The organism is Sandarakinorhabdus sp., assembly GCF_032115815.1.
GTDB lineage: Bacteria > Pseudomonadota > Alphaproteobacteria > Sphingomonadales > Sphingomonadaceae > Sandarakinorhabdus.
On record NZ_JAUMBI010000278.1, the window covers coordinates 1 to 13,164 of the forward strand.

The 13,164-nt window shown below is 65.5% G+C and carries 11 protein-coding genes; 2 read left to right on the plus strand and 9 right to left on the minus strand.

Annotation, left to right across the window (positions count from 1 at the left end):
• The 3 genes from RT662_RS16280 to RT662_RS16090 form a co-directional block, all read right to left on the minus strand.
• Window positions 1-866 (minus strand): RNase adapter RapZ (locus RT662_RS16280; RefSeq protein ID WP_409530180.1); only part of this gene is annotated, 866 nt, incomplete at its 3' end.
• Window positions 827-2,380 (minus strand): ATP-binding protein, encoded by a 1,554-nt coding sequence (locus RT662_RS16085; RefSeq protein WP_313671702.1) that lies wholly within the window; start codon window positions 2,378-2,380, stop codon window positions 827-829. The genes RT662_RS16280 and RT662_RS16085, both read right to left, overlap by 40 nt.
• 6 nt (window positions 2,381-2,386) lie before the next feature.
• Window positions 2,387-3,130, minus strand: a complete 744-nt coding sequence (locus RT662_RS16090) for a response regulator transcription factor (RefSeq protein WP_313671703.1) — start codon at window positions 3,128-3,130, stop codon at window positions 2,387-2,389.
• A 203-nt stretch (window positions 3,131-3,333) separates the two neighbouring features.
• Here RT662_RS16090 and RT662_RS16095 point away from each other — a divergent pair, with 203 nt between their 5' ends.
• Entirely contained in the window at window positions 3,334-4,941 is a 1,608-nt protein-coding gene (locus RT662_RS16095; protein WP_313671704.1) for a phosphoenolpyruvate carboxykinase, read from the plus strand.
• 86 nt (window positions 4,942-5,027) lie between these two features.
• Window positions 5,028-7,022 carry a DUF2075 domain-containing protein gene (locus RT662_RS16100; RefSeq protein WP_313671705.1) on the plus strand — a complete coding sequence of 665 codons (1,995 nt, stop codon included), beginning with the start codon at window positions 5,028-5,030 and terminating at the stop codon, window positions 7,020-7,022.
• Here the strand turns inward: RT662_RS16100 and RT662_RS16105 are convergent.
• The 6 genes from RT662_RS16105 to RT662_RS16130 all read right to left on the minus strand — a co-directional run.
• Complete coding sequence (locus RT662_RS16105; RefSeq protein WP_313671706.1) at window positions 7,007-7,744, minus strand: phosphoadenylyl-sulfate reductase; 738 nt, start codon at window positions 7,742-7,744, stop codon at window positions 7,007-7,009. The two genes, RT662_RS16100 and RT662_RS16105, sit on opposite strands and share 16 nt — an antisense overlap.
• The gene (locus RT662_RS16110; RefSeq protein ID WP_313671707.1) at window positions 7,741-8,169 is read right to left on the minus strand and encodes a DUF934 domain-containing protein; all 429 of its coding nucleotides are present in this window, start codon (window positions 8,167-8,169) and stop codon (window positions 7,741-7,743) included. The genes RT662_RS16105 and RT662_RS16110 overlap by 4 nt, the downstream gene beginning before the upstream one ends.
• Window positions 8,162-9,793 (minus strand): nitrite/sulfite reductase, encoded by a 1,632-nt coding sequence (locus RT662_RS16115; RefSeq protein ID WP_313671708.1) that lies wholly within the window; start codon window positions 9,791-9,793, stop codon window positions 8,162-8,164. Before RT662_RS16115 ends, RT662_RS16110 begins: the two co-directional genes overlap by 8 nt.
• A complete protein-coding gene (locus tag RT662_RS16120) occupies window positions 9,793-10,080 on the minus strand; it encodes a DUF2849 domain-containing protein (RefSeq protein WP_313671709.1) in 288 nt (95 codons plus the stop codon). Before RT662_RS16120 ends, RT662_RS16115 begins: the two co-directional genes overlap by 1 nt.
• Window positions 10,065-10,835 carry a uroporphyrinogen-III C-methyltransferase gene (gene cobA / locus RT662_RS16125; protein ID WP_313671710.1) on the minus strand — a complete coding sequence of 257 codons (771 nt, stop codon included), beginning with the start codon at window positions 10,833-10,835 and terminating at the stop codon, window positions 10,065-10,067. The genes RT662_RS16120 and cobA overlap by 16 nt, the downstream gene beginning before the upstream one ends.
• 70 nt (window positions 10,836-10,905) lie before the next feature.
• Window positions 10,906-13,164 (minus strand): Rne/Rng family ribonuclease (locus RT662_RS16130; protein WP_313671711.1); only part of this gene is annotated, 2,259 nt, incomplete at its 5' end.

Sequence of the window (13,164 nt, forward strand, 5' to 3'; positions counted from 1 at the left end):
CAGCGCTGCAGCGGCGCCAGCAGTTCGCGTTCGGCGCGGATGCCATCGATGGCCGGCCGGTCCAGCGCCAGCGGATGGCGCCGGCGGGTTTCGGAAAAGCGCCGGATCAGCACATCATCGCCGCATTCCAGCAGGATCAATCGGGCATCACGGCCCGAATCACGCAGCGCGGCGACGCGCTGGCCAAGCGAAGCGGCATCGAAGGCGCGGGTGCGACTGTCGATACCAAGCGCCAGAGGGCGGCTGGTGGCACCGGCGATCAGCGCGTCGAACAGCGAGAGCGGCAGATTGTCCACAACTTCGTGCCCGGCATCTTCCAATGCGCGCAGCACGGTCGATTTGCCGGCGCCGGACAGGCCGGAAATGATCAGGATCGGCGGGTTCATCGCGTCTTTACTGCCGGGAAGCCCGTGCATTGCCAAGCCATGGAGGCTCAGGGCCCGGGCGGCCCGGGCCGGGGCGGACTCGCCGAAGGGATCAAACGGCAACAACGGCACCGTCTCGCCAGCCAGCGGCAAATGGTCAATTTCAGGCAGGCGCTCCGCCGGACGTGACAGGTCGAGCGCCAGTGCAACCGGGGCCGGCGCGGTGGGTTCCGGCACGATGCCCACCCCGCGCACTTCCAGCAGGCCGGCCAGGCGCGGTGGCGCACTGGCGATGACGCGGCTGCCCTCGGCCGTCACTACAACCCGGTCATCCGCCACCAGCCGCCAGCCGGCCGCCACCAGCCGCAACGCCAGATCGGATTTGCCCGCGCCCGACGGCCCCAACAGCAGCACCGCCCGGCCATCGAGCGCAACGGCGGTGGCGTGAAGCGTTTCCATCGTCAGGCCGCTGGCAGCAACACGCGGAACAAGGCGCCGCATCCTGGCGCATCCTCCACGATGATCTGGCCGCCGTGCGCCACCACGATGGCGCCGGCGATGGAGAGGCCAAGGCCGGAATGGCGGCCAAAATCCTCGCCTTCCGGGCGTTCAGAATAAAAGCGGCGGAAAATGTCGCGGCGATTGGCGGGCGGCACGCCGGGGCCCTGATCGCTCACCGCCAGTTCCACCTGATCGCCGCGGCTGGCCAGCGCCAGCGTCACCCGGCCGCCGTCGGGGGAGAAGCTGATGGCATTATCAATCAAGTTGCGCAGCACCTGCGCCAGCCGGTTGGCGTCCCCTTCGATCAGCACTGGCCCGGCAAGCCCGGCGCGCTCGACACTGACCGTGCGCGGGCGATTGGCCGCGCTGCTGGCAATGGCATAAGCCGCCACCAGGCCATCGGCGAGCGCGGCGACATCGATGGGTTGAAAGCCGGTGCGTGACAGTTCGGCATCCAGCCGGCTGGCATCGGCGATATCGGTGATCAGCCGATCGATGCGGCCAACATCGTCGCGGATCACGCCCAGCAATTGCGCGCGCAGTTCGGGCTTCTCCACCCGGTCCAGCACCTCGACGGCAGAACGCAGGGAGGCCAGAGGGTTCTTCAATTCGTGCGCGACATCGGCGGCAAAGGCCTCGGTCGCGTCGATCTGGCGCCGCAATGCGGTGGACATGTCGGAAATGGCGCGGGCGAGGGCGCCGATCTCGTCCTTGCGTTCCGGCAGGCGCGGCACCACCACTTCGCGGCTGCGCCCCAGCCGCACCCGGTGCGCGGCAATCGCCAGCATCCGCAAGGGCCGCACGATGGTGCGCGCCAGATAGAGCGACAGGCCCAGCGTGAGCGCCATGACACTGAGCAGCAGCCAGGCCGAGGTGAGGCGTTCGCGGCGCAGGATGCTGGCCAGATCATCGGCCGAATCGGTGAGCAACACATGGCCCACCCCCGGCACCGGCGCGGCTGCGGAGACGATCAGGCTGCCATCATTGGCCCGGCGCAGATCCGTGACCGGCTGGGCGGCGCTGCTGCTGCGCGCCAGTTCCGGCCACACGCTGGCCGTGTCCACCGCCGGTTCCACATAGGCTGCAAGGGTACGAAACCCCAGCACCGCATCCAGCGCCCGATCAATGGCCTTGGCCGAGGACCGGCGCCAGCCATAGGCGGCCGGGTCTTCGATCACGAAACGCGGCGTCTTCGGATTCAGCCAATTGTCGGCAAGCCGCTCGCCGCTGCCCGCATACAGCCTCACCCTTGTGCCGCGCTCCATGCCGAGCCGCATGATGCTGCCCGCCCGTGCTGGTTCAGGCAGATCGGCCACCAGCCGCGAAACGGTGATGGCTTCATTGGCGAGGCTGGCGGTGCGTTCATCGAGCAGGCGCGACCGCACCGTATCGAGATAGAGCAGCATGATCGCCAGCACGATCACGGCGAGCAGGTTCACGGCAAAGATGCGGGTGCGCAGCGAGCCAAAACCAAGGCCGCGGCGCCATTCCTGCACGGCCTCCTCGGCCTTCACCTGAGCCTACTCCTCGTTGAAGCGGTAGCCGACGCCGTACAGCGTCTCGATCGCCTTGAACTGGTGATCAACCGCGCGGAATTTCTTGCGCAGGCGCTTGATGTGGCTGTCGATGGTGCGATCATCCACATAGACATCGTGGGAATAGGCCGCATCCATCAGCTGATCGCGCGATTTCACGAAGCCCGGCCTTGCCGCCAGCGTTTCGAGGATCATGAACTCGGTAACGGTCAGCGCGACATCGCCGCGGCGGCCTTCGCCGGCATCCCAGAACACGCGGTGCCGGGCCGGATCCATGGTCAGGCGGCCGCGCACGATCGGATCGACGGCCGGCGCTTCATTTTCCGCATCGGGAGCCACGCGGCGGTTGGCGGTGCGGCGCAGCACGGCGCGGATCCGCTCGATCAACAGGCGCTGGCTGAACGGCTTGCCGATATAATCGTCGGCGCCCATGGCCAGGCCCAGCGCCTCATCGATCTCGGTGTCCTTGCTGGTCAGGAAGATCACCGGCACCTGCGCCTTCTCGCGCAGGCGGCGCAGCACCTCCATCCCGTCCATGCGCGGCATCTTGATGTCGAGGACAACCAGATCGGGCTGGTTTTCCAGCAATGCCTTCAACGCGCTGTCGCCATCGGAATAGAGCCGCACCGCAAAGCCTTCGGCCTGAAGCGCAATCGACACCGAGGTGAGGATGTTGCGATCATCATCAACCAGGGCGATGGTGGGGGATGGCGGGTTTTCGATATCCATCAACTGGCCTTTTGGAACCTTGGCCGGCCGGTGGCAAGAGCGCGCCGCCGGTGACCCTCTCGCCCAGCCTCACGGTTGCGACAGGACATGGCTGGCATGCGCCCGCAACAGGCCCCGCTTCTTTGACGAATATGTATACGTGGGCTATGCGATCATGCAAAATCGGGCAGCAAGGCTGACCCAGCGATGAGGGAGTATTCACCGTGCCGTCCACCGTTGTGCCCGCCCATGGCCTTGTTCAACAGGGTCTCGCCACGCCGGCGGCCCTGCACTGGAATCTGCTCACCGGCCCGCTGGTGGAACTGGCCGTGCAACGCGGCGAAGGCCTGCTTTCCGAACATGGCGCGCTGGTGGTGAAGACCGGCAAGCACACCGGTCGCAGCGCCAACGACAAGTTCATCGTGCGCGACGCCGCCACCGATGGCACCATCTGGTGGGACAAGAACAAGAGCATCACGCCCGAGCAATTCGCTGCCATCAAGGCCGATTTCGAAACCGCGCTGAAGGGCAAGAGCGACCTGTTCGTGCAGGATCTCTATGGTGGCAGCCAGCCCGAACACCGGGTGAAGGTGCGCGTGATCACCGAATTTGCCTGGCACAGCCTGTTCATCCGCACCCTGCTGGTGCGCCCGGAACTGGCCGATCTGGCCGCCTTCGTGCCGGAATACACCATCATCGATTTGCCAAGCTTCAAGGCCGATCCGGCCCGCCACGGCTGCCGCAGCGAAACCGTGGTGGCGGTGGATTTCGAAGGCAAGACCATCCTGATCGGCGGCACGGCCTATGCCGGCGAGATGAAGAAGAGCGTCTTCTCCATCCTCAACTATCTGCTGCCGCTGAAGGGCGTGATGCCGATGCACTGCTCGGCCAACATCGGCGGCGCCGGCGATACCGCCATCTTCTTCGGCCTTTCGGGCACCGGCAAGACCACGCTTTCCGCCGACGCCAGCCGCACGCTGATCGGCGATGATGAACATGGCTGGTCCGATACCGCCGTCTTCAATTTCGAAGGCGGCTGCTATGCCAAGGTGATCCGCCTTTCCGCCGAAGCCGAGCCCGAGATTTACGCCACTACCCGCCGTTTCGGCACGGTGCTGGAAAATGTCGTGATCGATCCCACCACGCGCGTGATCGATCTGGATGACAACAGCCTGGCTGAGAACAGCCGCGGTTCCTACCCGATCGATTTCATCCCGAACGCCAGCGCCGACAACATGGGCCCGGTGCCGCGCAACATCATCATGCTGACGGCCGACGCGTTCGGTATCCTGCCGCCGATCGCCAAGCTGACGCCGGATCAGGCCATGTATCATTTCCTGTCCGGCTACACCGCGCGCGTGGCCGGCACCGAAATCGGCGTGACCGAGCCGGATGCCACCTTCTCCACCTGCTTTGGCGCGCCGTTCATGCCGCGCCATCCGTCGGTTTACGGCAATCTGCTGAAGGAACGTATCGCCAAGGGCGGCGTGGACGTGTGGCTGGTCAACACCGGCTGGACCGGCGGCGGCGCCGGCACCGGCGGCACCGGCACCCGCATGCCGATCAAGGTGACGCGCGCCCTGCTCAACGCAGCGCTCGACGGCAGCCTGAAGACCGCCGAGTTCCGCATGGACGACAATTTCGGTTTCGCCGTCCCCGTCTCGGTCGCCGGCGTCGAAGCAACAATTCTCAACCCGCGCGAAACCTGGGCCGACAAGGCCGCCTATGACGCCAAGGCCAAGGCGCTGGTCGGCATGTTCATCGCCAACTTCGCCCAGTTCGAAGCCCATGTGGACGCCAGCGTGCGGGATTCAGCGCCGAAAGCCGCCTGAACCGGCCAGACCAATGAGATGAGGGCGGCCCGCAACGGCCGCCCTTTTTCGTTGCGGCCAATCACTTCCCCTGGCAGCCTAGCGCAATGAAACGCGCCTGGTTTGATGCCCCCGCCGAAGTGCTGGCCAAAGCGACGCCGCAATTGATCCTGGGCTATCTCACCGAGGCAACCCAATTTCCAGCTGAATTGGCACAAATCAGTGCCTGGCAATTCACGATCACCCATCTCCAGCAATTGGCGGCTGCGCTGCCCGATGCCCATTTCTTCATGGAATTTGCCATTCCCCGCATGGGACGCCGTGCCGATGCCGTGATCGTTGCCGGCCCGTTGATTCTGGTGCTTGAGTACAAGGTTGGCGAACACGGCTTTGCCCGTCACGCCATCGAGCAGGCGCATGGCTATGCCCTCGATCTCAAGAATTTCCACGTCACCAGCCATGACAAGGCAATCGTCCCCCTGCTGATCGCCACCGAGGCCCAACCTCAGCAATTGGGGCTGGGCTTCTGGGCGCCCGACAGGGTGCACGCGCCCATTTGTCTGGCACCTGACGATGTGCTGCCCAGCATACAACGCCTGCTTTCCACCGGGACAGGCGCCGCCATTGACGCCGAAAGCTGGGCCGCCGGTGCCTATCGCCCGACGCCGAGCATTATCGAGGCGGCTGAAGCGCTTTATGCCGGTCACGATGTGGCGGAAATCTCCCGGTCCGAAGCCGGCGCGGAAAACCTGTCGCGCACGGCCACGGCGGTGGAAGCGGTCGTCACCCAGATGCGGGACACTGGCGGCAAAGCCATCTGCTTCGTCACGGGCGTTCCGGGCGCCGGCAAGACTTTGGCCGGCCTCAACATCGCCTGCGGCCGGCTAGCGCGCGATGTCGGCGAAGATGCCACCTTCCTGTCGGGCAACGGCCCGCTGGTCGATGTGCTGCGGGAAGCATTGCGGCGTGACCAACGCCTGCGCATGCCAGGGCGCGGGCGAGAAGCCGAACACCTGGCAAACCGCACGCCCGACAAATTCATCCAGAACGTCCACCATTTCCGCGATGAGTATCTGGCAGCGGATCAATTGCCGTCCGAACATGTGGTGATCTTCGACGAAGCCCAACGCGCCTGGGATCGCGCGATGACCAGCGACTTCATGCGCCGCAAGCGCGGGCAGCATGGCTTCGACCAGTCGGAACCGAGCTTCCTGCTATCGGTGATGGATCGTCGCCCGGATTGGTGTGTGGTGGTGTGCCTGATTGGTGAGGGGCAGGAGATCAATCGCGGCGAAGCTGGCGTGGCGGAATGGATGCGCGCCCTGCAGAGCGACCTGCCGCACTGGAAGATTTTCCTGCCGCCGCATTTGCTGGCCGATGATGGCCCGCTTGATGCCGGACTGCGCTGGCACGTGTCGCGGCGGGCGGCCGCGTCACTGCCTGACCTGCACCTCGCAACGTCGGTGCGCTCATTCCGGGCCGATCGCGTGTCGGCGTTCATTGCGGCGATGCTGAGCCATGATTCAGCAGCAGCGGCTCGGTTGCGGCCGGACCAGAAACAGTTCCCGATCTGGCAGGTGCGCGACTTGCATCAAGCGCGGGCGTGGCTGCGCCAACAGCGTCGTGCTGGGGAACGGGCCGGCCTGCTCGCCTCATCCAACGCGTTGCGGCTGAAGCCGGAAGGGCTGCACGTGAAGGCGCCCATCGATGTGTGCCACTGGTTCCTGAACGGCAACGACGACGTGCGTTCCTCAAACGCGCTGGAGGATGCCGCCACCGAATTCGCCGTGCAGGGCCTGGAACTGGATTGGTCCTGCGTCGCCTGGGATCTGAATCTGCGCCGGACTGACGATCAATGGGAAGCCCGCGAATTCCGCGGCACACGCTGGAATGCCATCCGCAGCGAGTCTGACGGCCTGTCGCGGGCTGATTATGTGCGGAACGCCTATCGCGTCTTGCTCACCCGCGCCAGGCAGGGGATCGTGATCTTTGTACCGCGGGGTGACGCCGCAGATGCAACGCGCCCGCCAGCCGAGTATGAGGCCATTGCAGATTGGTTGTCAGCTTGTGGCGTTCCCGTCCTGCCTCAAAATACCGGCTGATCGTGAATGCCGCATTCGGTCTTGTCCCAATGGCGCCAGCGGCCGGCGCGGGGGTCTTCGCCAGGGCGCACCTGGCTGGTGCAGGGCTGGCAGCCGATGGAGGGGTAGCCGGCGGCTTCGAGCGGGTGGCGGGGGAGTTCGCGGGCCACGAAATGCGCGTCGATGGCGGCCTTGTCCCAATCGGCGAGCGGGTTGATCTTAAGGCGGCCTTCGTCGAGTTCGAAACGTGGCAACCCGGCGCGGCCGGACTGGAAGCCCTTTCGACCAGAGATCCACGCGTCGAAGCCGGCCAGCGCGCGGCGGAGCGGCTCCACTTTGCGCAGGTCGCAGCAGCCATCGGGATCATAAGCCCAGCGCAGGGACTTGTCGTCGCGACGGGCAATCTCATACGGGTCGGGGCGATAAACGCGAAGGTCAGTGAAGCCCAGACTTTCGGCCAGGCCGTCGCGATAGGCGAGCGTCTCGCCAAACATCTTCTGGGTGTTGGCGAAGATCAGCGGCACGCTGCGATCGATGCTGGCGACCAGATCGAGGAGCACCGCCGATTCCGCCCCGAACGAGGAGACAACGGCGACACGGCCCTGCAACTCGCCCGCCAATAGTTCAATCAGCATGTCTGCCGCGCTGTGGTGGGCAAAGCGCGCGTTCAGCGTCGCCACGTCGTCGCCAGTGAAGGCCGGTGCCGTAGCAATCACATCCGGCAGGCGCCCCGGCGCGGTCATGCGTTGGACTGTTGGCGCAGCGCCCAAATCGGTTGCAGGCTGTCGGCCGCCTTCATGTAGACATTGGGGAAGCGCGCCAGCGTGCGCTCTGCCACCGCCGGATCAATCGGCGTTTCCGGCAACACCGCATCAAAGCCGGCGCGGGTGAGGAACATCAGCTGATCAACATAGAGCACGCCGACCGCGCGAATTTCCCCCGTGAAGCCGGCTTCCCGCAGGATGCGGGCGCTGCTGTAACCGCGGCCTTCGCGGAACTTCGGAAAGGCGATGTCGATGCGGCGCAAGGCGCCCAGATGCGGGACGAGCAGACGGGCATCATCGCCCGCCTCCAGCCGCACGGCGGTGCCACCAGGCTGATAGTCGGCCAGCGGCACGGCCGGTGCGGTGTGTTCCGGATCGGCGCGCAAACGATAGACTTCAGCCATACACGGCCTCCTTGAAGGGTTCGGCGCCGACGCGGCGATAGGTGTCGAGGAAACGCTCCGCCGGATCGGCACGCAGCGTCTTGTAGCGGTCGAGGACCTTTTCCACGGCCGTAACGATGCCATTCTCGTCAAAGCCGGGGCCGAGGATCTTGGCCAGCGTGGCGTCTTCGGCGCCGGAGCCGCCAAGGAGGAGCTGGTAATTCTCCTCACCCTTGCGATCGACGCCCAGGATGCCGATGTGGCCGGCGTGGTGGTGACCGCAGCCGTTGATGCAGCCGGAAATCTTGATCTTCAGCTCCCCCAGATCATCCTCCTGCGGCGCCAGCTTCACCGCCAGTTTCTGGGCGATGGGGATGGAGCGGGCATTGGCCAGCGTGCAATAATCCAGGCCGGGGCAGGAGATGATGTCCGACGCCAGATCGAGGTTCGCCGTGGCCAACCCGGCCGACACCAGCACCTGCCACACATCGAACAGATCAGCGCGGCGCACATGCGGCAGCACCAGATTCTGCGCGTGGGTCACCCGGATTTCGTCGCCGGCATAACGCTGGGCGAGATCGGCGATGATATCCATCTGATCGGCCGACGCGTCGCCGGGGATTTCGCCCGGCGCCTTCAGGCTGATGGTGACGATGGCATAGCCGGGCGCCTTGTGTGGATGCGTGTTCACCGCCACCCAGTTGGCGAAATCGGGGTTGGACAGATCGATGGAGGCCGGCGCGTTGGCATCGAGCACCGGCGGCGCGAAGTGCGCCGCGATGCGGGCCAGTTCGGACGGCGGCGGATCGAGGCCGAGCGGCTTCACCAGCGCCCATTCTTCCTCGACCTGGCGGGCGAATTCGGCGGCGCCCAGATCGTTCACGAGTATCTTGATGCGCGCCTTGTAGATGTTATCCCGTCGGCCGTGGCGGTTATAGACCCGCAATATGGCTTCCATGTAGCTGAGATAATCCGCCACCGGCAGATATTCACGGATGACATGGCCCAGCATCGGGGTGCGGCCCATGCCGCCGCCCACCAGCACCTTCAGGCCGATCTCACCCGCATCGTTCTGCACAAGCTCAAGGCCGATATCGTGCAGCTTGATGGCAGCGCGGTCGATCTTGCTGCCGGTCACCGCGATCTTGAACTTGCGCGGCAGGAACGAGAATTCCGGGTGTAGCGTCGACCATTGCCGCAGCAGTTCGGCATAGGGGCGCGGATCGGCGATCTCGTCGGCGGCGGCCGCCGCGAACTGATCGGAACTGATGTTGCGGATGCAGTTGCCGCTGGTCTGGAAGGCATGCATTTCCACGCTGGCCAGATCGGCGAGCAGGTCCGGCATCTCTTCCAGCTTCATCCAGTTATACTGGATATTCTGGCGTGTGGTGAAATGGCCATAGCCGCGGTCATACCGGCGGGCGATGTGGGCCAGCATGCGCATCTGGCGTGAATCGACCGTGCCATAGGGGATGGCGACGCGCAGCATATAGGCGTGCAGTTGCAGATAGAGGCCGTTCATCAGCCGCAGTGGCTTGAAGGCTTCCTCGCTGATTTCGTTCTTCAGCCGGCGCTCCACCTGGTCGCGGAATTCGGCGACGCGGTCATCCACGATCGCCTGATCATATTCATCGTAACGATACATCAGATGGCATCCACAGGCAGGGAGGGCAGGGCAAAATCGGGGCGCACGCTGGGGCCAACGGCCCGCACGCGTTCCCGGGTGGAGCGCGGACGCCAACCATCAGGGGCGGGATCCACGTCGATCAGAACGAGATCGTTGATGCGTTCCTGCGGCGCCAGGCGAGCAATCAGCGCCTCGCCGTCGTCATCCACGGCCACGGCATCCCTGAGGTGCAGGCTCCAATCAGAGCCGGCCCACCACAGCACATCGCCGGTTTCAAGGCGGTTTCCAGTCAGCAAACGAGGCATGTGGTTTCCTTCAGCTTTGCGCGCGCCGCCGGCAGGGCAGCGACGTCGCCAACGATGATGAGCGCCGGTGAAGCGATGGCCTCACGCTCCACCAGCCCGGCCAGATCGGCGAGCAGCGAGGTGACGAGGCGTTCATTGACCTGGGTGGCGCGTTCGATGACGGCCACCGGCGTATCGGGCGCCAGGCCATCGGCCATCAATTTTTCAGCAATCGGCGCGGCACCGGCCAGGCCCATGTAGATCACCAGGGTGCGGCCCTTGCCGGCCAGTCCGGCCCAGTTCTGTTCCGCAAGGCCACGGCATTCGCCGGCGACAAAGCTGACCATCGAGGCATGGTCGCGGTGGGTGAGCGGCATCAGCGTGGAGGCCGCCGCACCATTGGCCGCTGAAATGCCTGGCACGACATGCACCGGCACACCGGCAGCCAATGCGGCGTCCACTTCCTCGCCGCCGCGGCCGAAGATGAACGGGTCGCCGCCCTTCAATCGCACCACCGTATTGCCGGCGCGGGCTTCGGCAATCAGCAGATCGCCAATTTCATCCTGGGCCAGGGTGTGGCGGGCGCGGCGCTTGGCCACGGAAATGCGGCGGGCGTGCGCCGGGATCAGCGCCATCACCTCGTCCCCAACCAGCCCGTCGTGCACCACGACATCGGCCGCCGCCAGCGCGCGGACGGCGCGCAGGGTGAGCAGATCGGCGGCGCCGGGGCCAGCGCCGACCAGCAGGATGCGGGCGGAGTGGGGGTGGAAATCCATGCTCCCCCCTTGCCGCATCGCGCGGCAAGGGGGGAGAAAGGCTTTCTTTGCTGCGGCCTAGGCCGGCTTGTCAGTCGTTTCCGAAGGTCCGCTGCCACCAGCCCTTGCGGGGCGGAGCCGCCGGGGCGGCGGGCTCGGCGGCTTCAGCAACCGGTTCTGCCGCAGCGGCAGGTTCGGCAGCGGCCGGCTCGGCCACGGCCTCAACGGCCGGCTTCTTGCGGCTGCGCTTTGGCTTGGGCGCCGGCGCTTCGGCAACCGGTTCCGGCACCGCTTCGATCACCGGTTCCGGCGCGGCAACGATCTCCGGCGCCGGCTCTTCCTTCTTGCGACGGCTGCGCTTGGGCTTGGCGGCGGCCACTTCAGCCACCGGTTCAGGCTCCGGGGCGACCTCGACAACCGCTTCCGGCGCTTCATCGCTCACCGGCGCGGCATCGGCCTTCTTGCGGCGGCTGCGCTTGGGTTTGACAGCAGCTTCTTCAGCCACCGGTTCCGGCGCGACCGGTGCGGCTTCAGCGACCTCATCGGCAGCCTCACCGTTGGTGCGTTCGGCTCCGCCACGGCGGCCACGACGGCCACGGCGGCGGCGCTTGCGGCGACCGCCGTTCTCGCCGGCTTCACCATTCTCGGTCGCGTCAACGCCGGCGTCTTCACCGTCATCGGCCCCTTCGTCGGCACTGTCGTCGCGGTGCTCATCATCATGATCGTCGCCGTGCGTTTCGGCCTGATCGTCGCCGCGTTCTTCGCCGCGCTCGTCAGCCTTATCGCGGCCGCGGCCGTCACGGCCCCGGCGACGGCGACCACGGCCACGGCCACGGCGGCCATCCTCGCCGCGCTCTTCACGGGCTTCTTCACCCTCTTCGCCGTCATCATCGTCGCTGTCGTCGGCATCGCTTTCCTCGACGATCTTCACGATCGGCGGCAGCGCCACCATTTCCACCTTCTTGGATGGCGGCGGGCCGCCGGCATCGATCTCGAAATTGGGGCCAATCAGCGAATCATCGGGGCGGGTGACGATGGTCACGCCATATAGTTCTTCCAGTTCGGCCAGTTCGATGCGCTTGCGGTTGAGCAGATAAACGGCAACTTCCTCGCTGGCGCGCAGCACCAGATCGCTGTGACGGCCGCGCAGGGCTTCGGCTTCCAGCGCGCGCAACGCCGCCAGCGCGGCCGACGACACCGAACGCACCATGCCGGTGCCTTCGCACATCGGGCAGATGTGGGTGGAGGCTTCCAGGATGCCGGTGCGCAGGCGCTGCCGGCTCATTTCCATCAGGCCAAAGCTGGAGATGCGGCCGATCTGCACGCGGGCGCGATCATTCTTCAGCGCCTCCTTCATGGCCTTTTCGACCTTGCGGACGTTGGAGCCATTTTCCATGTCGATGAAATCGATCACCACCAGGCCGGCCATGTCGCGCAGGCGCAACTGACGGCCAATCTCGTCGGCAGCTTCAAGGTTCGTCTTGGTGGCGGTTTCCTCGATGCCATATTCGCGGGTGGAACGCCCGGAGTTGATGTCGATCGACACCAGCGCTTCGGTCGGATTGATGACCAGATAGCCACCGGATTTCAGCTGCACCACCGGCTGGTACATGGCTTCCAGCTGATCCTCGACGCCAAAGCGCTGGAACAGCGGCACGCTGCCTTCATATTCCACCACCTTGTCGGCGTGGCTGGGCATCAGCATCGACATGAAGCGGTGCGCCGCCTCGAAACCGGCGCGGCCTTCCACCAGCACCTGATCGATCTCGCGGTTATAAACATCGCGGATGGCCCGCTTGATCAGGCCGCTGTCTTCATGAATCAGCGCCGGGGCCTGGCTGGCCAGGGTCTTTTCGCGAATCTCGTCCCACAGGCGGGTGAGATAATCGAAATCGCGGCGGATATCGACGGCACTGCGCTTCAGGCCGGCGGTGCGCACGATGGCGCCCATGCCGTTCGGCAGGTGCAGATCGGCCATCACCTGCTTCAGGCGCTTGCGATCAGCCGGGTTGGAAATCTTGCGCGAAATGCCGCCGCCATGCGCGGTGTTGGGCATCAGCACGCAATAACGGCCGGCCAGCGACAGATAGGTGGTGAGCGCCGCACCCTTGGAGCCGCGCTCTTCCTTCACCACCTGGATCAGCATCACCTGGCGGCGGCGGATGACTTCCTGGATCTTGTAACGGCGGCGCAGCGCCATGCGCTTGCGGCGCAGCGCGTCCGACGGCTCATCGTGATGGCCACCGGTTTCCTGCACATCATCGCTGTCTTCGTCGCCGTCGCCATCATGGCCATGATCGTCGGCGGCCAGTTCGGCTTCCTCGCGCAGCAGGGCGTCGCGATCTTCCTT